The following is a 19,332-nucleotide window of genomic DNA, read 5'->3' as shown; positions in this document are numbered from 1 at the left end:
CTTGATACGGGCATGCCTGTCAGCCTGCCCGCATCAAGCCGTATCCTCTTTGCTTCTGCGCCTTCTTATCCGTCTTCCTGCCGCAATCACGACGACAAGCTGGAACACCGCATTCGCCCCGTACACGAACGGGATCAGAATGACTTGGAACGGATAACCGCCCATATCGGCAATCGACCCGATTACGAGAGCGGTCCAAAAGACGGCTCCGAGCCAGGCGATCCACAGCCGCCGCAGCCTGCCGGCCAGCATGGCGGTCAGGATGCCTCCGACGCCCGCAATCAGGAGGACGAGCTGGTTGTATTCCGGCTGCCGGTTAAGCGGAAGCAGCAGCCGATGCCCGGAAGCATGCGAGAACACCCACTCCTCCTCCGGAAGCTTGCTCAGGAAGGCCCGGTACAAGCCCGGTCCTTCTTTGTTTATGGGGATATTGGAGCTGAGCCGCGAGCTGCGGTCCGCAAGCCGGACCTCCAGCTCGATCTTCGGCTTGCCGGCCCAATAGGAGGCCGGGGACAAGTAATACAGATGGGATCCGACCCGGTTGACGACAGCCGATTCCTCCCAGCCTCCCGGGTCCCGGTAGAAAATGCGGACCCGCTTCGTTTCGCCGGCCCGGAATACCAGCGGAAAGCGGCCTCCGCCGACCGCATGTTCGCTTGTGCGGGTCACAAGAGGCCTGCCGGAGAATGGCTCCATGATCGTCGGCCTGATCGTCGGACGCCCGATCAAGCCTTTAAGAGAATCTTCCGATGCCGGCGTGACGGGAACCTGCGCTTCCCCGTTCTCTTCCACGCGCAGCCCTTCCATTCCGTCCCCATCCGGGTACAGGAACAGCACCTCGACCTGCTGCTCCTTGCCGCCGTTATGCAGCTCGTAGTCGACCGTCACCTCCGGAAATGGACCGTAGCGTTCCGAAGTGTCATCCGGGATGAAGTAGGAAACCCTCTCCCGGATGAGAAGTATGCTCTCCGAATGCTCCAGCCGCATCGGGCCGAAGCCTTCCGCCGGCTCGTAGACCGGCCCGCCGTTGGCGAGCGCCGCCCCGCAAGGAGCTGACATGACGGCCAGCAAAGCAAGCACGGGCAGGATAACCAGCCGGAGACGGCTCCGGCATGCTCTGCCCATCCCTCCTCTTCCTTTACCTTTTCCTGCTCCTATTCCTGTTCCTTCCTTGCCCAAGAGATCGCCTCCGCTCCCCAATAATTCCCAGTCTATCAGATCGGCTAGAACCGGTCTGCACTAAAAAAGCTCCCGAGCCGCATGGCTCAGGAGCAAAAGAGGTTCTGCCGACCGGCAGTTGCCGGAGAAGCCGGTGCATGCAGAGGACTTGAGCATCTTATAGAACGGCCAATACCTGCAAGGGAATCAAGCGCTTCAGGGCTGCCGGTACCCGTAAGAAGCGTAGGGATACGCCGGATACGGCTGGCCGGGAGGCTGATGCGCCTGCGGATAGCCGCCTCCCTGATAAAGACCGGCTTGGTACGGAGAAGCCGGATAGGACGCATAAGGGAACGGCGGCGTCCGATAAACGTACGGCTGCTGCTGGGCATATGCATCGGCCTGCGCCTGATAAGGCTCCGATATCGGCGGCGAGCCATAGCCTTGATAAGGGCTCTGCCCCGGCTCATCCGCATACGGCGCCTCGAAGTCGCCGTCGGCGCGGGTTTTGCCGCAGCTGTCGAGCGGTCCGATGCCGACCGTTTTCGTAATCGGCGCCACGGTTTCCTTCCATTTGGCTTCGTCGAGGCAATACGCATCGGCCATAACTTTCGGCGGAGTCAGCCGCAAAATGTCAGAGCCCAAAATGACCTCCGGCATCGGAGCGTCGAAAATCGCCACGACATGGGTATTGTCCTCGGTCGCCATCTCGTAGTGCCACCACCCCTGAGGCACGCTGGCCGCCTGGCCGGGCGTGATCGGAATGTTGTACAGCTTGTTGGTGAACGGATTGATGAACGAGACGGTAATCTTGCCGGAGACGCAGTATACGAGCTCGGTCGCGTTCTGATGATAGTGCGGCTCGACATAATGGCCCTTGCTCATGAAAATATCGAGGATCGAGGCGTTGCCGAGCGTATTCAGCTGCTTGTAGCCGAGAATGTTGATGTAGTTTTTGCTGTTGGTGAAGAGCGCGTTGCTTTTATTCACGTCGAAGAAAAACTGCAGATCGGGCGAGGTGTAGTCCATATAGGAAATGGCCATGCGCATCTTCCCTTCTGTCCGTATGTCTGAAAGCCGTGATTAGTAGAACATATGGACGCCGCCTTTCCAACATGACTGAAACTATAGGAGGAGCAGGCGGCTCGTCCGTTCGTAACGCACGGGGACAGGCAAGAGAAAAAAGCCGGCGCATGACGCGGATTCCGCGCTGCGCCGGCCCTTCCTTTTCACTAGGATGCCGGATTGCCGAACACTTCGAATTCCCATAGCGAGTAGCCGTACTGCGTGCCTCGAAGCAGGCCGAGCATGCGGATATGACGGGCCTGGACGCCGCTCAAGGCGATCCGCTCGATCCCGCCGCTTCCGGCTGGCTGCATGTAAGCATCCGTCCAGTCTGCGTCGCCCGGCGTTTCGGCGGAGGAGACTTGGATCCGGTAGCTTTTGGCGAAGGCTCCTTCCCAGTGCAGGACAGCCTCGTCCAGCCGGTACAAGCCGCCGAGGTCGACGGCGATCCACTGGGGATCCGCGGATTCGGATTCCCAGCGGGTGCCGGAATCCCCGTCCACGGCGTTCGCATCAGCCTGCTTGGCGGAGGATGCCGATGCCTGCTTGCCTACGGCAACATTCGGAGCCGACGAAGCAGCCTGGATAACGATCCCCGCCGGAGCATGCCCCGCGGCTTCGACCGTCAGCCGGTAAGAGCCGGCTTGCGGAAAGAGCGAAGCCGCCAGCGTCAGCTTGCCCGGCTCCAGCGTCCAGGCGTCCGCCGGAACGGGGGCGCCGTTCAGCACGAGGGCGGAAACCGCCTGCCTCCAAGCCGGATCATCCGCGAAAACGAGCAGCACGTCTTGGCCGGCCTGGCTGCTTCCCTGGACCGCAAGCGTCGGAGCGGAGCCGATCTCCCGCACCGCGATATCGTCCAGCCATACCGTGTGGCGGCTGGCCGGAGTCGCGGCGTCGCCGTCGATTACATTGCCGAGCAGGAATTTCAGCGGCGTCGTGATATCCGCCCCGGGCTTGATCACCGTCCGGTAGATCGCTTGGTCGTCGCCGGTAATACGGAATACGGACGGCGTCAACGTCTTGTTCGGATCCCATTCCACCGCGATCGGCCGGTCCGCATCGGACCAGGCGCGGAAGCTGAGCTCGTAGCTCCGGCCGGCCTTAAGCTGCAGATTATTCTGAATGAGCTGGGCCGACCAGCTGACGGGCACCTTCCACTCGGGATGAATCCCGCCGTTGTTGAGGATGACGGCTTGGGCCCTGCCCTGCTGGATCGAGAACTCGGAATCGCCGCCCTCACCCTTCCAGTAGGTCCAGCCCGCATCCTCCGCGCTGAACGACCCGTTGGCCAGCAGATTGCCGTCCGCTTCCTTGACCGGCTGCTGTACGGCCGCATCTCCGTAACCGGCCGCCTTGACCGTCACAACAGCCGTCCCGCCTTCCGTCACCGCTCCGGGCAGCAGCTTCAGCACGCCGGGCAGCAGCTCGTACAAGCTTGCTTCCAGCAAGCGTCCGTTCACGGCAACTCCTGCAGCCGCCGCACGCCAAGCCGCATCGTCGGCGAAGGTCAGCTCCAGCGTAGCGCCGGCCGTATTGCCGGTCTGGTCCGCGATGAGCAGCGGCGGCCGCTTGACCGGAGCATCCGCGACCTCCAGCACGACATTGTCGATCCATACCTGATGGGAGCCCGCCGGCGTTCCCGGCAGCTTGCCGAGCTGGAATTTCAGCGCCAGGCTTTCCTTCTCCGGAATCTTCACGTCATAGCTGAAATGCTGCCAATCCGTCGAAAGAGCCAGCGTGCCGGAATCGAAGCGCCGCGTGTAGGCTCCGTTCTCCAGCGTCGTCAGTATGCCGCGCGCTTCGCTTGCGCGGGCATCGAACTCGAGCCGGTAGGTAAGACCTTTGGCGAAGCTCATGCCTCCCTGATTGAGCATGACGTTCCAGGCTTCCGAGCCGGCATTCGCAATATCGATCTTCGCCGCTCCGCCATCCATGCCGAAGGAAGCCTGCGCTCCTTGCTGGAACGGCTCCCAGCCATCGAAGCCTGCATCAAAGCCTCCGTTCTTCAGCGGGAACAGATCTACTCCGCTGTAATCGACGTTGCGGTTGGAGGTGCGCACCAGACGCACCGAATCCAGCAGGATGTCGCCCTCCCTGGCTTCCGCCAGGAAGCGGAGCTTGCCGTGCACATCCGTAACTCCTGCAGGCATCGTGAAGGCAAGCTTGTATTCGTCCATTCCGCTGCCGAGCTCGAACTCCTGCGAGCCGAAGACGGCGGAGCCGTTGCCGCTTCCTATCGATGCGGTCACGGAGCGTCCCGCGGCAGAAGCACGGGCGCGGAAGGTCAGCTCGTAATCGTCAGTCTGCAGCAGGTTGAGGCCGCTCTGCTCCAGCGAAATCGGCGTCCCTTCGGAACCATGCATTCTCGCCTCGCGCGCTGCCGCGTCAACCGAGACGGAGCCGGCAGGAGCGGCTGTCCAATAGCCGAGCCGGTCCATCGTACCGAGATCGAAGCCTCCGTTGTAGACATGGTTGCCGTCCGCCAGAGGTTCCTTGGCGGCGGAAGGATCGGCGACGCTGTCGATCTCCTCCAGCTTGACGCCTCCGATCCATACCGCGCTCGCATTCAAGCCGGCATTGAACTCCAGCCGGGCGGTAGGATCCGTGTCGCCGTTCATAAGGAAGCGGTACTCGTAATGCTGCAGGCTCGTTCCGAGAGCGGGCGAGAACTGGTCCGTATAGACGGCCCATCCGTTGTCCTCGTCTCCGCCCATCTTCACGGCGATCGTCCGATCCGCCGCCGCCTTGGCGTCGAAGCTGAGCTTGTAGGCGTGGCCCTTGACCAAGGTCGCGTACTGGATCAGCTGCAGGGCATAGTTTTGCACGCCTCCGGAGGAGATGGCGATCTTCGCCATTTTCTTGCCGTCCACCGTATCGATCGAAGCGCTGCCCGCTCCCCCGAAGTCCGGCGTATGCAGGAAGTTCCAGTACAGAGGATCGAGCGCCGTCCCCGATGCCGCGATGTCCTTCAGGCCATGCTCATACGTCTCGTCGTAGATCCAGCTGCCGTCCACCGGGAGCTTGGCGTCCGCAGGCACAGGCTCGCGCTCGGCTGCCGGCTCCTGCGGCGTGCGATAAGGCCGGCCGTCGATCTCGTAAGCGCGGACATAGTCGACTTCCATGCGGGCCGGAAGAACCGAGTCGTCCGGCAGGCGGTTGCCGTCATAGTTGCCGCCGACCGCCATGTTCAGAATGATATAGAACGGCTGGTCGAACGGCGCCGGGAACGCGTATTTGTCCGGCTGTCCCGCTCCTTGGCTGTCCCAGCGGCTCTGGGTCTGGTACACCTTGCCGTCTACGTACCAGCGGATCTCGCCGGGCTCCCACTCCACGCCGTACGTGTGGAAGCCGGTGATGTCCTCCCCTTCCGGGAAGGTGTACGTCTTGCCGGTATATCGGTTGTTGGGCGAAGGCTTTCCGTAATGCAGCGTGCCCCCGACCTCGTCGAGCAGGCGGCCGCGGGCCTCCATGATGTCGATCTCTCCCGAGGCGGCCCAGGTGCCGTATACGCTGTCCTTCGGCATGAGCCAGAAGGCGGGCCACAATCCTTGGCCGGCCGGCAGCTTCATGCGGGCCTCGAACTTGCCGTAAGCCTGGCTGAAGGTCGGCGACGTCCAGAGCCGGCCCGAAGTATACGGCTTTCCGTTCACGCTTTCCTTGCGCGCTTCGATGAAGAGGCTGCCGTTCTCCACCTTCAAGTTCTCCTTGCGGTAAAACTGCTGCTCGTTGTTCCCCCAGTCGGAAACGCCGTAATCCGAGCCGTTGCCAAGCTGGTATCCCCACTTGGACAGGTCGACTCCGTTCGTGTCCGGCTGCGCGGCGTTTCCATTGAACTCGTCCGACCAGCTCAACATCCACTCCCCGACCTGCTGCCGGACCTGTACGTTCCGGTAGCCCTTCGCTTCCACGTTCACGGTATATGTGCCCTTGCCCGGGAACGCTCCTGCACCGATCTCCAGCATGCCTGGCGAATCCGCATGATAGCTTCCTGCATTCAGGTAGGATCCGTTCACGCTCACGGCCGTAATGGCGGATCTCCACAGGCTGTCCTCCTCAAAAGAGAGCACCATGGCGCGTCCGGCAGTGTTGTCGTCGCCGTCGGGCTGAAGCACGGGCGGAGCCTTGAGCTCTGTTCCCGGCGTCGGTGTCGCGCTCGATGTCGGCGTCGCGCTTGGCGTCGGCGTCGCGCTTGGCGCCGGCGTCGCGCTTGGCGCCGGTGTCGCGCTTGGCGTCGGTGTCGCGCTCGGCGTCGGTGTCGCGCTCGGCGCCGGCGTGCCCGCCCACGGCGCCGGCGTCATGCTTGGCGACGCGCTTGGCGACGCTGTCGAGCCCGTGCCGCCGGGAGCGCCGACGACGCCCGCTACCACGCCGACAGCCTGGCCCTGCTGCAACGCGCTGCCGTTCAGGCTGGCGCCTCCCGCCTTGGCTGTCAGGCGTCCGATCGAGCCTCGCACGTCCAGCGACGTGCTGCCCGCATGCTCGCCAAGTTCGACCTCGTCAGCTGTCGAGCCGCTGCCGATCTCGACTGCCGCCGGACTGTCGACCGACAGCCTGCCGGTCCGGCTGCCATCCTCAAGCACGACGCGTACCGGCGAGCCCGCCTTGTCGACCACGACAGAGCCGGCGCTCGAATGCTTGAAATGAATGCTGTTGACGCCGCCTCCCTGAACGAGGACCCGTCCTTCCACCGTGACTCCTTCCAGAGTGACATCGCCCTCGCCGACGCCGGGAGCGATATAGAGGTCGCCCTTGATGCGCGAATTCTCAAGGACCGTATTTCCGGCCCGGATCAGCATATTTCCCGCTGAGCCGTTCGATTGCCTGCCGTCCTTCAGCACCATCGCAGGAGCCAGCCGGTCCAGCAGCGTGACGGCCTCGGAGCGCGTGATCGGCCGCTGCGGCTTCAGGCTGCCGTCTTCGTATCCCTTCAAATATCCTCCGGCAAGCAGCGCCTCAAGGGCAGGCTTGGCATAGGCCGCAGCGCCGGCTCCGTCCGAAAAGCCGTTCAGGCTGCTGCCTGTTCCGAGCGGCAGCCTGAACAGCTTGGCCGCCATGGCCGCGGCCTCCTGGCGCGTCACCGCTGCCGATGGACGGAAGCTTCCGTCCGGGAAGCCCTGCGCGACGCCTGCTTTCCCGATTGCCCGCACAGCCTGCGAGTACCAGGAGGCTGCCGCCACATCGCTGTACGGCTTGTCCAGCTCCGAGCCGTCATCGGCCAGCCCGAACAGCCTTGCCATCAGCTGGGCAAGCTCCGCGCGCGTAACCGCCGCATCCGGCTTGCACGCTCCGCCCGGATAACCGCTGGCCAGACCGAGCGCCGCCCATCTTTCCATGACCGGGCTGCTGCAACCTGCTTTTGTTTCCTTGGCGGCCGGAGCCGCTCCGTAGACCGGAACGGCTCCGCCGGCGATCAGCAGCGCACCGAGCAGCGCCGCAACGGATTTTGCTTTTCCCAATGACTTCCCCTCCTGATTGGTACCGCTTACATAACTGAATCCTCCTAATAATAACGAATGACAAGGATGGATAATATCCCCATAATTTCGGATGGGGTTACTGAAATTCGGTTAACCCTCTATCCCAGCGACCATTCGGACACATGCGGACGCAAAAAAGAACGGCTAGTCCAGCCAGCCGTTCTTCTCCGCGATCGCGCAGGCGTCGATCCGGTTCCGGGCGTCCAGCTTCTGGATCGCCTCCGACAAGTAATTGCGCACCGTGCCCGCCGACAGGAACAGCCTCCCGGCGATATCGCCGGCCGACAGCCCTTCTCCGGCGAGCTTCAGAATTTCCCGTTCGCGCTCGTTCAGCGGATTTTCCGCCTCCCAGAACGAGAGCGCGAGCTCCGGGCTCACCGCGCGGCCTCCGGCATGCACGGTGCGCAGCGCCGCCGCCAGCTCGCTGACGGGCGAATCCTTCAGCAGGAAGCCGCGCGCGCCGGCCTTCATGGCCCGCTGGAAGTACCCCGACCGCGAGAACGTCGTGAGGATGACGACCTTGCACGGATGCCTGCTTTCCTTCAGCTTCTCCGCCACATCCAGTCCCGTCATAAGCGGCATCTCGATGTCCAGCACGCACAGATCCGGATTGACCGACTGGATCAGCTCCCATGCCTGCAGGCCGTCCGCAGCCTGCCCCGCCACCTCGATATCGTCTTCCATGCCGAGCAGAGCCGCCAACGCGCCTCTCAGCATGCCCTGATCCTCCGCCAGCACGACCTTCATCGCTTCACGGCTCCTTTCGATACGAGCGGCACCGCCAGCACCAGCTCCGTCCCTTTTCCCGGAACGGAGCTTACCGCCAGGCTGCCCTCGATCAGCTTCAGCCTTTCCTTCATGCTCCCCAGCCCGCTGCCCGTGCCGGGTCCGTCCGCCGGGCATTCCGCCATCCCTCTGCCGTTGTCCCGGATGGACAGCTCCATCCGGTCCGGAACGGCCGACCAGCGCACCTCAAGCTCGGAAGCCTTGCTATGCTTGACGGCGTTCGTGACCGCCTCCCGCAGGCACATGCCGAGGATATTGTCCGCAAGCGCAGGCACGATCCCCTCCGGCGGCATGCTCCCTGCGTTCAGCGCGATGCCCGCCGCCGCCAGAATCTGCCGCGTATGGAGCAGCTCATCCCGGAGCGTCGCGCCGTTCATCCCCGACACCAGCTCGCGCACCTGCTTCAAGGCCGCCCGCGAGGCGGCTTGAATATCGCGGGCTTCCTGCTCGGCGCGCGCCGGGTCTCCCCGCACGAGCCGCTCGGCCAGCTCGCCCTTCAGCGTAATGAGCGACAGCGTATGGCCCAGCGTATCGTGCAGGTCTCTCGAGATTCGCTGCCTCTCTTCGTTTTTGGACAAGCGGGCGATCTCCTCCTCGGCCATGGTCAATCGTTCCCGCAGCTCGCGCGATCTCATCCCTATCCGGATGCCGAGCGGCATGACGAGCATGATGATCAGCGCAGGGACGAGCTGCAGCAGATCTCCGCCTTGGATATCATCTCTCTGCAGCCATACCGTGGCCGCGAACAGGAGCGCCATGCCGGACAATCCGGCCGCCGCCTGCGCCCCGACTTCAGGAAGCCGATGATCGGGGACGGGAAAAACGCCATGTACAAAAAGTTGATGCTGAGCCTCGCGCTGAAATAAGCGATGATCGCCTGCTGCAGCAAAATGCCCGCGAGACGATGCTTCGGCTTGAGGAAGCTGTAGACATACACGGCGCTGAACGCGCCGAGCAGCCCGAACGAAGCCGCCCGTTCCCCGGCCGGCAGCTGCAGGATGCTGGCGACCGGAAAGGTCAAGTAGACCAGCCAGACGAGGGGGAAATAAATAGGCGGACCCGAGCGGGGCCGCCTGCCTTTTTTGGCCATCCTACACCGCTTCCTGTTTTTTCATGATATAAGCGGATACTACCATAAACAAAATCATATAAACAGCCAGCACCCCGATCCCGCTCCAATCGACCGGCTGCCCGCCGATGAGCGCCCACGGCCCTTGGCCCATCCGATACGTCGGCGTGAACTTGGCGATCGTCTGCATGATCTGCGGCATCGTGGCGGTGGGCATCCATAAGCCTCCGACGATGGAGAGGGACATATAGAGAATCGTCGCCAGCACCTGCACGACGTCGCTGTTCCTCATCGTGCCGAGCAGCATGCCGAGCGCCATGAAGGCGAACCCGCCTATCCAGATCCATAGGCCCGCCTCGATCCAGACGGACGCCGGCAGATCGATCGACTTGCTCAAGCCGCCCGTCAGGAACAGGACGAGAATAAGCCCGATATTGATGACGCCTTGAGCGGCTGCCTTGGATAGGACGTAGGCGCCGGAAGGCAGCGGAGTCATGCGGAGCAGCCGGATCCAGCCCTGGGCGCGTTCCTTGGACACCCGCTGGGCGAAGGTGACCAGACTCGCCCCGACTACGCCGTAGGAGGTCATCGACATCAGGTAATACGCCGCCCAGTTGTGTATTCCGCCTCCGTCCATCGTGCCGGTGAAGATGAAGAAGAAAGCCGCCGGCATCAAGATCGAGAAAAAGACGAAGCGGCGGTTGCGGATCGTGCGGAGCATTTCGGCGCGGCACTGCGCCCATGTCGCTCTATAGGTTTGGTTCATCGGGAATCTCTCCTTGGCATTGGGGTTTGCTGCCTCGTCACTGGGCTTTCTTCAGCAGGTTTTGGAACGCCTCGTCGAGGCCTCCGCTCTGGATCTCGATATCCCGCATCGGCAGCTTCCTCTCCAGCAGGTCGCCGATCAGCCGGTCCGTGTCGGCGCTGTACAGCTTCACCCGGCTGCCCTTCCAGTCGATATCCGCGACTCCAGGAACGGCGAGCAGCATGTCGCGCGTCAGCGTTTCTCCGGCCGTGAACGAAATGCAGCGGCCCGTCGCGGAGGCTTTGATGCTGCTCGGCGTGCCGTCGGCGATCAGCCTGCCCTGGCTGATGACTGCCACCCGATCGGCGATCTGATCCGCCTCCTCCAGGTAATGGGTCGTCATCAGGACGGTCTTGCCCCTGCCCGCCATCGCCCGGACGGTATCCCAGAACAGCGCGCGCGCCGTGACGTCCATGCCGACCGTCGGTTCGTCGAGGAACAGCACCTCGGGGTCTCCCGCCGCGGCCAGCGCGAAGCCCAGCCTCCTCTGCTGCCCTCCCGACAGCGACGTCGCCAGCTTGCCCCGCTCCGCGCCGAGGCCGGAGATCTCCAGCAGCCGCTCCAGCGGGAGCGGCTGGCTGTAGTAGCTGCGGAACAGGTCGATCGTCTCTCCGACCTTGAGGCAATCGATGACGCTCGTGTCCTGCAGCATCGCCCCGATCCGGCTTCGCGCCCCCCGATCGCGGGGATCTCCGCCGAGCAGCTTCACCGTGCCGCTCGTCGGCTTCATCAAGCCGAGAATCATCGAGACCGTTGTCGTCTTGCCGGCTCCGTTCGGTCCGAGCAGCGCCGTCACGCTTCCTTTCTCGATCTTCAGGCTGAGGCGGTCGACGGCTTTTTTATCCTTGAATTGCTTCGTCACGTCATCGATCTGGATGGCAGGCTCATGGTTCATTTCGTTTCCACTCCCGTTCGGCCTCGTTCGGCCGTGCTCGACTACCTGCTTTCAGCTTAAGGGAAGCGGGAACGGACTTGAATTCAAACGTATCATCCGTTTCGCATGACAGTTGTCATGCGCCGGATAAGGGCATCCGCTCACGAGGCCGGCCGACCTCGCCGATCATGCAGGCACGGCTCCTTGACTTCCGTCCGTTTACTTTCCGGAAAATTCAATTAAAAGAAAACTTGACCTGAATTAGAAGCCGAATACACATACAATGGATGCGGAGGTCAATTAAGCCTGCCCGGGCCTCGAATTTTTTTCATCCAAAAAGGTGGTTGATACCATGAGCATTCCATCCGCGGCGGAGTCTCCTCCGAGCCTTTTCCGCAACCGTTTCCTGCAGACGATCCTGCTCTCGAGCATGCTTCTGCAGATCGGCATCTGGGTGCGGAACTTCGCGATCCTCCTCTTTGTCGCCGAGAAAACGAACAACGATCCGTACGCCATATCGCTTATCAGCGTAGCCGAATTCGCCCCCATATTCGTCTTCTCGTTCATCGGCGGAACGTTCGCCGACCGCTGGCCGCCCAAACGGACCATGGTCTGGTGCGACCTGCTGTCCGCCGTATCCGTGTTCGTCGTCCTGCTGGCCATCCATTTCGGCTCCTGGGAGTCGGTGTACCTCGTCGCCTTCATCTCCGCCATTCTGTCGCAGTTCTCCCAGCCGTCCGGAATGAGGCTGTTCAAGCAGCATGTGCCGGAGACGCAGATGCAGCAGGGCATGGCTCTGTTCCAATCTCTGCAGGCGACGTTCATGGTGCTCGGCCCCATGCTCGGCACGTTCGTCTACAGCCGCTTCGGCCTGGAGACGTCGGTCGCCGTCATGGGCATCGCCTTCCTGCTCTCCGCGCTCGTCCTCGTCCGGCTGCCCAAGGATATCCCGCAGCCGCGCGCGGCTGCGGCGAAGGGGCAGTTCTTCCGGGAGCTGGCGGAAGGGTTCCGGTACGTCTGGCAGAGCCAGGTGCTCCGCATGCTGGGCCTGGCCTTCATCCTGGCCGGGCTCGCGGTCGGCATCGCCCAGGCGCTCAACCTGTTCATTGTGACGGAGCGCCTCGGCCGGGACAAGGAGTTCCTCCAATATCTTCTCATGGTGAGCGGTGTAGCCATGCTGATCGGGGGCGGAATCGTGGCGACGTTCGCCAAGCGCGTCTCTCCCCAGCTGCTGCTGGCGACCGGCATGCTCGTCGGAGCCGTGTGCACCGTCATCGTCGGCTTCTCGACGAGCGTGCCGCTCACGCTCGTCACCCAGTTCGTCAACGGACTCGTGTTCCCGTGCATCCACATCGGCATCAGCACGATGATCCTGAAATGGTCGCATCCAACGATCGTCGGCCGGGTGAACGGCGTGCTGAATCCGATGTTCATCGGCATGATGGTCATATCCATGTCCGTCGCCGGCGTGCTCAAGAGCGCGTTCCCGCTCGTAGCCATCTACAGCGGCTCGGGGCTGTTGTTCCTCCTCGGAGCGATGGTCATGATGCCGATCCTGAATCATCGAGCTCCCGAACAGGCGCAGGCAGCTTTATAGAGCTTGGCTTGATGATGGAGAAAGGGGCTGCCCCAGAGGAGGGCACTGAAAAAGGTGCCGTTGCGTGCGCGGATCATTCTTCCGATCGCTGTTGTCCCCGTATTCCTCTGATTCTTGCCGTTTTTGTGGTTGAAATCCGGTGACAAAGGCGACCACTTTCGTTTCTCCAGAACGATTCCGCGCCCTTCGCTTGTTTTTCAGCGGCCTCCCCCAAAGCCATCCGCTTTTGGGACAGTCCCTTGCATTGTTGTTCAACCCCTTTCCATCGGCGCTGCGAGATCAAGAAGGAATCCGCCCCCGCCGTTCCGCATAATTCCACACAAACTCGAAGATCGAAAAAAAAAGACCCCCGGACATCTCTTCGCTTGAAGAGTGTCCAGGGGTCTTGTTGCCTGCGAGTCCGATTACAAGGCTGCGAGACGAAATCTCGCGATCCGCTGCTGATTACAGCTCCATCGTCCAGCCGAACGGATCTTCCTTCTCGCCGCGCTGCAGTCCGGTGACCTCGTCGTACAGACGCTGGGACAGAGCGCCCGTCTTGCCGCCGTTGACCGGCATCGCCTCGCCCTGCCAGTACAGCTCGCCGATCGGCGAGATGACGGCCGCGGTGCCCGTGCCGAACGCTTCCTTCAGCGTGCCGTCATGGTAGGCGTCCGCGACTTCCTGCATGGAGAGCTGGCGCTCCTCCACGTCGTAGCCCCAGTGCTTCAGCATCGTAATGACGGAGTCGCGCGTGATGCCGTGCAGGATGCTGCCGTTCAGCGCCGGCGTCACGACCTTCTCGCCGATGACGAAGAACACGTTCATGCTGCCGACTTCCTCGATGTATTTGCGGTGCACGCCGTCGAGCCAGAGCACCTGCGAATAGCCCTTGGCCGTCGCTTCCTCCTGCGCCTGCAGGCCGGCCGCATAGTTGCCCGCCGTCTTGGCTTCGCCGACGCCGCCAGGCACCGCGCGGACGTAGCTGGATTCCACGTAGATGGAGACGGGATTCACGCCCTCCGCGTAGTAGGCGCCGACCGGCGAGAGGATGATCATGAATTTGTACTGATGGGACGGAGCGACGCCCAGCGTCGGCTGCGTCGCGATGACGAACGGACGCACGTACAGCGAGGTCCCTTCCTCGGACGGCACCCAGTCGCGCTCGGCCTGGATCAGCTGGCGCAGCGCCTCCAGCACGAGCTCCTCGTCGAGCTGCGGAATGCTGAGGCGGGCGTTGGACAGGTTCATCCGCTTGATGTTGCTGCGGGGACGGAACAGCAGGACGCGGCCGTCAGCGGTCAGGTACGCCTTGAGCCCTTCGAAGATCGTCTGGCCGTAGTGGAACACCTTGGCCGCCGGATCCAGCGAGATCGGCTGGTAAGGAACGATGCGTCCGTCATGCCAGCCCTGCCCTTTGTCATAGTCCAGAATAAACATATGGTCCGTGAAGCGGGTGCCGAATACCGAGCCCTGAAGCGATTCCTTCGTTCTCGGGGAAGCCGTGCGCTCATGCTTGAAATCGTATGCCATTACTCTTAACTTCCTCTCTCCGGGAGTCTGCCCGCCGGGGGCGTCCCGTTCATTCTTCTACTAGTCATCCTACCACTTGATCCCCTATAGTTAAAGGATCGGTTTCATTCAGCTTCCCATACCTTCCAGGTATGGATGCCGCTGAGCGCCCGCTCGCGGCCTTTCTTCCATTGTTCCCCAAATAGGAGGATTTCGATATGGATATGCGCCAGCTGAATTATTTCGCGACGATCGCCCGGGAAGGCCAGATCACGCGGGCCGCCCGCGCGCTGCATATGGAGCAGCCGCCGCTCAGCCGCCAGCTCAGGCAGATGGAGGAGGAGCTCGGCGTCAGGCTGTTCGACCGCACCGGCCGCAGCCTGAGGCTTACCGCCGCCGGCAAGCTGCTGCTCGAAAGGGCGGAGCGGCTCATGCGGGAATTCTCCGATGCGCTCCAGCAGGTGCGCGAGCAAGGGGAAGGCATCCGCGGCGTGCTGTCCGTCGGAGCCGTCGTATCCTGCATCTCCCTGCTGCCGGAGCCGATCCGGCAGTTCCATGCCCGCTATCCCGAGGTGACGTTCAAGGTTCATGAAGGCGACCACTTCTCGCTCGGACAGGAGCTGGACGCGGGAGAGATCGAGCTGATCGTCACCCGGCTGCCGTTCGAGTTCGACGCCGAGCCGGCCGCTTACCAGATCGCCTATCTGCCCTCCGATCCGTTCGCTGCCATTCTGCCGTCCGGCTGGCCGCTCGCGCGTCCCGGTCCGATTACGCTTGCCGAGCTCGCCAAGCATCCTTTTCTCACCTTGAAGACCGAGCGGACAACCGCCATGCATGAGAAGCTGCTGGAGGAATTCCACCGCGCCGGCTGCGAGCCGCATATCCTGTGCGAATGCTCCAGCGTCGCCGTCATTCTGGCCCTTGTCGCGGAAGGCATCGGAGCAACCGTCCTTCCGCGCTCCGTGCTGTCCTCGTTCCAGATGTCCGGCATCGAGCTGCGCGAGCTCGACGGCGAAAGCTTCCACTCCGAGGTCGGCATCGTCTGGCGGCGGGACCGCTACCTGTCCAAGAGCTCCGAGCGCTTCATCGAGACGCTGCTGAACGAAACGCAGGACGCGGCGGACAGCGGCTGACGCCTCCTTTTCGCCTCCCGGCCACGCTATCCTCTCTTCATAGAAAAAACGCAAGCGCCGGGATCAGGAGCTGATCGCCTCGCTGGCGTTTTTTCATTTATTCCGCTGCCCGGAGGTGGCCGCCGGGAATTCCCCTCCTGCACCTGCTCTTGCTCTGCTGATGCGCCTCGACGGCGATCTCGTTCGCGCCTTAGCAGCGCGCTGCCGCAGGACCAGGACATGTCATTGTACATGTTCCGCCAGACGCTATCTTGATCGATATGAGTCTCGAGGTGCTTCCATGCGCTGTTTCCTTCTACGAGCTTCACCGGCGTTCCCTCCGCCGCGCCTGCGCTTCTCGAGCTGCCGGCAGCGCGATGTTTCTTTTGGGAATCAGGCTCCTGATGAAAAGAAGAAAACGGCTCCTTCTGCGCCGGCCTACGCCAGCGTCAGAATGAACCGTTCCAGCTCGTTCGCAAGGCCGTACAGGCTGGCCCGCGTCTCGAACTCCTCGCGCGTCTCCGGCAGCGGCAGCTCCTTGTGATAGTCGCGGATGGCGCGCAGCTTGGCATGGTAATCCCGGCCGACCGGAATGGAATTCCAGTTGTCGGCCAGATCCAGCAGGAAGCCGCCGATGCGCTCCCCCTGCTCCAGCCGTCCGTCGACCTGCGAGCAGAGCGGAATGAGCATCTTCAGAATCTCCACTTGCCTGCGGCGCGTTTCGTAATAGGCATAGAACAAGCTGCGGCGCCCGCTGAAGTCGTTTTCGGTCGCCTGGATTCCGAGGCTCCGCGCCTCGTCCAGCAGCTTGTCCAGCTCCAACACCTCGCGTCCGTCCCAGAGGGTGCTTCCTTCCTTCAGATACAGCGCCAGCTCGCGCAATATATTTTCCATGCGCTGCTCGATTCCGTTCTTCAGCTCCCGCACCTTGCGGTCGATTCCAGGCATATAGAGGTTGACGATCAGCGCCAGCCCCAGCCCGATCAGGATGAGGAGAAGCTCGTTGCCTATGAATTTCAGCGTCACGCCCTCATGGATATAGACATGCATCATAATGACGGAGCTGCTCGCGATGCCTCCCTGGATGCCGAGCTTCACGCAGAGGGGAATCAGGATCAAATAGATGGGAACGAACAGAAGCGCGTAATAGCCGGCCCATTCAAAGAAAGCCCCCGATATGGCGATGGCGATCAAACAGGCGAACAGCCGGTCCAATATGGCCGACAGGCTCTGCCTGCGGGTCTTTTGAATGCAGAGCAGGGTCAGAATGCCCGCCGATGCGAAGTTGAGCAGTCCGAGCTGCTGCGCGATGAGGACGGACAGGCTGACTCCGACGGCCGTTTTCCAGGTACGAAATCCGATTCGCATGATGAGGCTCCTTGTCAGATAAAGAAATCGTCTTCAACGATAAGATAAGCTATTATACCATCCCCCCTCGGGCCTTTTCGAATCGGAAAATCTTCGGCAAAGGAAAATATGCCCTGTCCCCTATGAAATTTATCCCTTATCCGCCCGGTCCTTTCGTGGTCCAATAGAGAGGCGGACTCCAGGAAGGAGCCGCTGCGAAAGGGGATGTACTTATGAAAAGCAAAGGCTTGGCCATGACGCTCGTCCTTCTGCTGCTCGTCTCGCTGCTGCCGGCCACCGTATTCGGCGCCGCGGCCTGGACACCCGGAACCGCCTACAAGACCGGAGACGTCGTCACGTACAGCGGCAAGGATTACAAATGCCTGCAATCCCATACCGCCCTTGCGGGCTGGGAGCCGCCGAACGTGCCGGCGCTGTGGACGCCGACCGGCGGCACGACGCCGACTCCGACGCCTAGCGCCACACCGACTCCGACCGTCACGCCGACCCCGACTCCAAAACCGACCGTAACTCCGACCCCTACGCCGAAACCGACGGCAACTCCGACCGCGACTCCGGTTCCTACCGTGACCCCGACTCCGACGCCGAAGCCGACCGCGACTCCGTCCACCGGCAAAGTGGTCGTCGGCTACTGGCATAACTTCGACAACGGCTCCGGCGTCATCCCGCTGCGCAACGTCTCGAACAACTTCAACGTCATCAACGTCAGCTTCGCCGAGACGCTCAGCGACCACGCGACGCTCACGTTCACACCGTTCCAGACGACGCCGGCGCAGTTCAAGGCCGATGTCGCCTACCTGCAAAGCCTAGGCAAGCGCGTCCACATCTCCATCGGCGGCGCCAACGCCACGGTGGATCTGGAAACCGCGGCGAACAAGGCCAGCTTCGTCAGCTCTCTTAAATCCATCATCGGCACCTACGGCTTCGACGGCATCGACATCGACCTGGAAGGCGCCTCTCTCTCCCTGAACGGCGGCGATTCCAACTTCAAAAATCCGACGACGCCCAAGATCGTCAATCTGATCGCGGCCATCAAGGAAATCATGGCCTCGTACGGCTCCGGCTTCGACCTGACGATGGCTCCCGAGACGGCTTACGTCCAAGGCGGCCAGGTCGCCTACGGCGGACCCTGGGGAGCTTACCTGCCCGTCATTTATGCCGTCCGCGACCAGCTCGACTACATCCATGTCCAGCATTACAACAGCGGCTCCATGCAAGCGCTCGACGGCAAGTCCTATTCCCAGGGCACGGCCGACTTCCAGGTCGCCATGGCCGAAGTGCTGCTGAAAGGCTTCGCGGTAGCCGGCAACACCGCCAACATGTTCCCCGCCCTGCGCGCGGACCAAGTCGCCATCGGGCTGCCGTCCTCGCCGGCCGCTGCGGGCGGCGGCTACACCGCTCCGGCCGACATCGTGAAGGCGCTGAACTACATCACCAAAGACCAGTCGTTCGGCGGCGGCTACACGCTCCAGACTCCGGCCGGCTACGCGGGCTTCCGCGGCGTCATGACATGGTCGATCAACTGGGACGCGACGACCGGCTACGCCTGGTCCAATGCGATGAAGGCCTACTTCGGCTGAATGCCGTGATGCAAGCCTGCTGCGTCTGAATGCCGGGATACAAGCCTGCATCAGCTGAATGCGGATAAAAAAGCAAAAGCTGCTCCAAAGCGCCTGACTGGCGTTCGGGAGCAGCTTTTTTTTGCGTCTAGAAATCCGGTCTCTGGCTTTCAATCCGTCAACCACTTCAAGGCTAGGTACCTATCGCCCCGCTCTTCGCCACGGAAGTCCGCCGGCTCCATCAGACCGCTCTCCGGACGAAGTACAGCAAGCCGGACCCGAGGAAGACGAGGAAGCTGCCCCCGATGACGGCGAGCAAAGTCTCGAGAGAGACGTTGAACGCGCCAAAGCCGTACGCATCCTGCGGCACCATCGCCAGCAGCGGCTGCACCCAAGGGTACCAGGGAGCGAAGTCCTTCGAGTTGGCGACGAGCATGTTGGGGAGCGTGAATACGACGTTGACCGCGAGCGGCGCCGCGAAGCTCTGGAAAGCAGTGGACGCGAGCAGCTGGAGCGCGGCCAGAGGAAGGCAGGCGAGCCAGCCTCCGAAAGCCGACATGCCGACCATGCCCCAAGGAACGGGAGCATCCAGCCCGCGCAGCAGCCCCGCCAAGACGATGGCGGCGAACAGCAGCAGCTGCAGGATGGCGACCAGCGCCATGATCGTCGCAAGCTTCGCTCCGTAGACAGCCGCAGGACGGACGGGAAGGGCGAGCAGCTGCTTCCAGCCGCCGGAAGCGTGCTCGAAGCGGCAGAGCAGAGCGGCGAAGATGCCGACCAGCAGCGGGAGAAAGAAGTACCCGTGCACCGTCGCGCCGACTGCGAGCACCTCCCTCCAGGCCGCAGCTCCCTCGTAGCTGAGACCGGATCTCCAGCCTGCGACGAATGCGAGCAGCGGGCTGGCCGGCAGCAGCAGCCAGATGATGGAGCGTCTCAGCTTGATCCATTCGGATGCCAATAATCTCGCCATG

Annotated in this window: 14 protein-coding genes; 3 read left to right on the top strand and 11 right to left on the bottom strand. The window is 62.4% G+C overall.

The genetic code is table 11. The features are described 5' to 3' along the window. Positions 1–33: 33 nt before the first annotated feature. The 8 genes from AC06G8_RS02110 to AC06G8_RS02075 form a co-directional block, all read right to left on the bottom strand. Positions 34–1,125 carry a hypothetical protein gene (locus AC06G8_RS02110; RefSeq protein ID WP_480284273.1) on the bottom strand — a complete coding sequence of 364 codons (1,092 nt, stop codon included), beginning with the start codon at positions 1,123–1,125 and terminating at the stop codon, positions 34–36. A 249-nt stretch (positions 1,126–1,374) separates the two neighbouring features. Beyond that, a complete protein-coding gene (locus tag AC06G8_RS02105; protein WP_480284272.1) occupies positions 1,375–2,202 on the bottom strand; it encodes a cupin domain-containing protein in 828 nt (275 codons plus the stop codon). Positions 2,203–2,390: 188 nt separating this feature from the next. Next, on the bottom strand, positions 2,391–7,679 hold the full coding sequence (locus tag AC06G8_RS02100) for a hemoblobin-interacting domain-containing protein (RefSeq protein ID WP_480284271.1): 5,289 nt from the start codon (positions 7,677–7,679) through the stop codon (positions 2,391–2,393). A gap of 165 nt (positions 7,680–7,844) precedes the next feature. Beyond that, on the bottom strand, positions 7,845–8,447 hold the full coding sequence (locus AC06G8_RS02095; RefSeq protein ID WP_480284270.1) for a response regulator transcription factor: 603 nt from the start codon (positions 8,445–8,447) through the stop codon (positions 7,845–7,847). Next, complete coding sequence (locus AC06G8_RS02090; RefSeq protein WP_480285368.1) at positions 8,444–9,244, bottom strand: sensor histidine kinase; 801 nt, start codon at positions 9,242–9,244, stop codon at positions 8,444–8,446. Before AC06G8_RS02090 ends, AC06G8_RS02095 begins: the two co-directional genes overlap by 4 nt. Next, on the bottom strand, positions 9,160–9,576 hold the full coding sequence (locus AC06G8_RS02085) for a hypothetical protein (protein WP_480284269.1): 417 nt from the start codon (positions 9,574–9,576) through the stop codon (positions 9,160–9,162). Before AC06G8_RS02085 ends, AC06G8_RS02090 begins: the two co-directional genes overlap by 85 nt. A 1-nt stretch (position 9,577) precedes the next feature. Then, positions 9,578–10,321: an ABC transporter permease gene (locus AC06G8_RS02080; RefSeq protein WP_480284268.1), complete on the bottom strand. Its 744-nt coding sequence runs from the start codon at positions 10,319–10,321 to the stop codon at positions 9,578–9,580. Between the two features lie 37 nt (positions 10,322–10,358). After that, positions 10,359–11,255 (bottom strand): ABC transporter ATP-binding protein, encoded by an 897-nt coding sequence (locus tag AC06G8_RS02075; protein WP_480284267.1) that lies wholly within the window; start codon positions 11,253–11,255, stop codon positions 10,359–10,361. Positions 11,256–11,586: 331 nt separating this feature from the next. Here AC06G8_RS02075 and AC06G8_RS02070 point away from each other — a divergent pair, with 331 nt between their 5' ends. After that, the gene (locus AC06G8_RS02070) at positions 11,587–12,831 is read left to right on the top strand and encodes an MFS transporter (RefSeq protein ID WP_480284266.1); all 1,245 of its coding nucleotides are present in this window, start codon (positions 11,587–11,589) and stop codon (positions 12,829–12,831) included. A gap of 444 nt (positions 12,832–13,275) precedes the next feature. On the opposite strand, the gene AC06G8_RS02065 is transcribed toward AC06G8_RS02070, so the two are convergent. Beyond that, positions 13,276–14,343, bottom strand: a complete 1,068-nt coding sequence (locus AC06G8_RS02065; RefSeq protein WP_480284265.1) for a branched-chain amino acid aminotransferase — start codon at positions 14,341–14,343, stop codon at positions 13,276–13,278. 197 nt (positions 14,344–14,540) lie between these two features. Between AC06G8_RS02065 and AC06G8_RS02060 the strand changes: the two genes are divergently transcribed. Then, positions 14,541–15,455, top strand: coding sequence for a LysR family transcriptional regulator (locus AC06G8_RS02060; protein WP_447663558.1), 915 nt, complete (start codon positions 14,541–14,543; stop codon positions 15,453–15,455). Between the two features lie 417 nt (positions 15,456–15,872). On the opposite strand, the gene AC06G8_RS02055 is transcribed toward AC06G8_RS02060, so the two are convergent. Then, a complete protein-coding gene (locus AC06G8_RS02055) occupies positions 15,873–16,802 on the bottom strand; it encodes an aromatic acid exporter family protein (protein ID WP_447663557.1) in 930 nt (309 codons plus the stop codon). Positions 16,803–17,014: 212 nt separating this feature from the next. Here AC06G8_RS02055 and AC06G8_RS02050 point away from each other — a divergent pair, with 212 nt between their 5' ends. After that, positions 17,015–18,382 carry a carbohydrate-binding protein gene (locus AC06G8_RS02050; protein WP_480284264.1) on the top strand — a complete coding sequence of 456 codons (1,368 nt, stop codon included), beginning with the start codon at positions 17,015–17,017 and terminating at the stop codon, positions 18,380–18,382. Between the two features lie 220 nt (positions 18,383–18,602). On the opposite strand, the gene AC06G8_RS02045 is transcribed toward AC06G8_RS02050, so the two are convergent. After that, positions 18,603–19,331 (bottom strand): ABC transporter permease, encoded by a 729-nt coding sequence (locus AC06G8_RS02045; RefSeq protein ID WP_480284263.1) that lies wholly within the window; start codon positions 19,329–19,331, stop codon positions 18,603–18,605. Position 19,332: the final 1 nt, after the last annotated feature.

The sequence above is a fragment of the Paenibacillus sp. SJS-P3 genome (assembly GCF_056711585.1).
The sequence above is the reverse complement of the archived record's forward strand: the minus strand, read 5'-3'. Positions and strand labels throughout refer to the sequence as shown.

What these genes read in the sequence shown, in the direction of transcription:
- AC06G8_RS02110 (WP_480284273.1), bottom strand. Translation starts at nt 1,125, where the DNA reads ATGGGCAGAGCATGCCGGAGCCGTCTCCGGCTGGTTATCCTGCCCGTG.
- AC06G8_RS02105 (WP_480284272.1), bottom strand. Translation starts at nt 2,202, where the DNA reads ATGGCCATTTCCTATATGGACTACACCTCGCCCGATCTGCAGTTTTTC.
- AC06G8_RS02095 (WP_480284270.1), bottom strand. Translation starts at nt 8,447, where the DNA reads ATGAAGGTCGTGCTGGCGGAGGATCAGGGCATGCTGAGAGGCGCGTTG.
- AC06G8_RS02090 (WP_480285368.1), bottom strand. Translation starts at nt 9,244, where the DNA reads ATGGCGCTCCTGTTCGCGGCCACGGTATGGCTGCAGAGAGATGATATC.
- AC06G8_RS02085 (WP_480284269.1), bottom strand. Translation starts at nt 9,576, where the DNA reads ATGGCCAAAAAAGGCAGGCGGCCCCGCTCGGGTCCGCCTATTTATTTC.
- AC06G8_RS02080 (WP_480284268.1), bottom strand. Translation starts at nt 10,321, where the DNA reads ATGAACCAAACCTATAGAGCGACATGGGCGCAGTGCCGCGCCGAAATG.
- AC06G8_RS02075 (WP_480284267.1), bottom strand. Translation starts at nt 11,255, where the DNA reads ATGAACCATGAGCCTGCCATCCAGATCGATGACGTGACGAAGCAATTC.
- AC06G8_RS02070 (WP_480284266.1), top strand. Translation starts at nt 11,587, where the DNA reads ATGAGCATTCCATCCGCGGCGGAGTCTCCTCCGAGCCTTTTCCGCAAC.
- AC06G8_RS02065 (WP_480284265.1), bottom strand. Translation starts at nt 14,343, where the DNA reads ATGGCATACGATTTCAAGCATGAGCGCACGGCTTCCCCGAGAACGAAG.
- AC06G8_RS02060 (WP_447663558.1), top strand. Translation starts at nt 14,541, where the DNA reads ATGGATATGCGCCAGCTGAATTATTTCGCGACGATCGCCCGGGAAGGC.
- AC06G8_RS02055 (WP_447663557.1), bottom strand. Translation starts at nt 16,802, where the DNA reads ATGCGAATCGGATTTCGTACCTGGAAAACGGCCGTCGGAGTCAGCCTG.
- AC06G8_RS02050 (WP_480284264.1), top strand. Translation starts at nt 17,015, where the DNA reads ATGAAAAGCAAAGGCTTGGCCATGACGCTCGTCCTTCTGCTGCTCGTC.
- AC06G8_RS02045 (WP_480284263.1), bottom strand. Translation starts at nt 19,331, where the DNA reads ATGGCGAGATTATTGGCATCCGAATGGATCAAGCTGAGACGCTCCATC.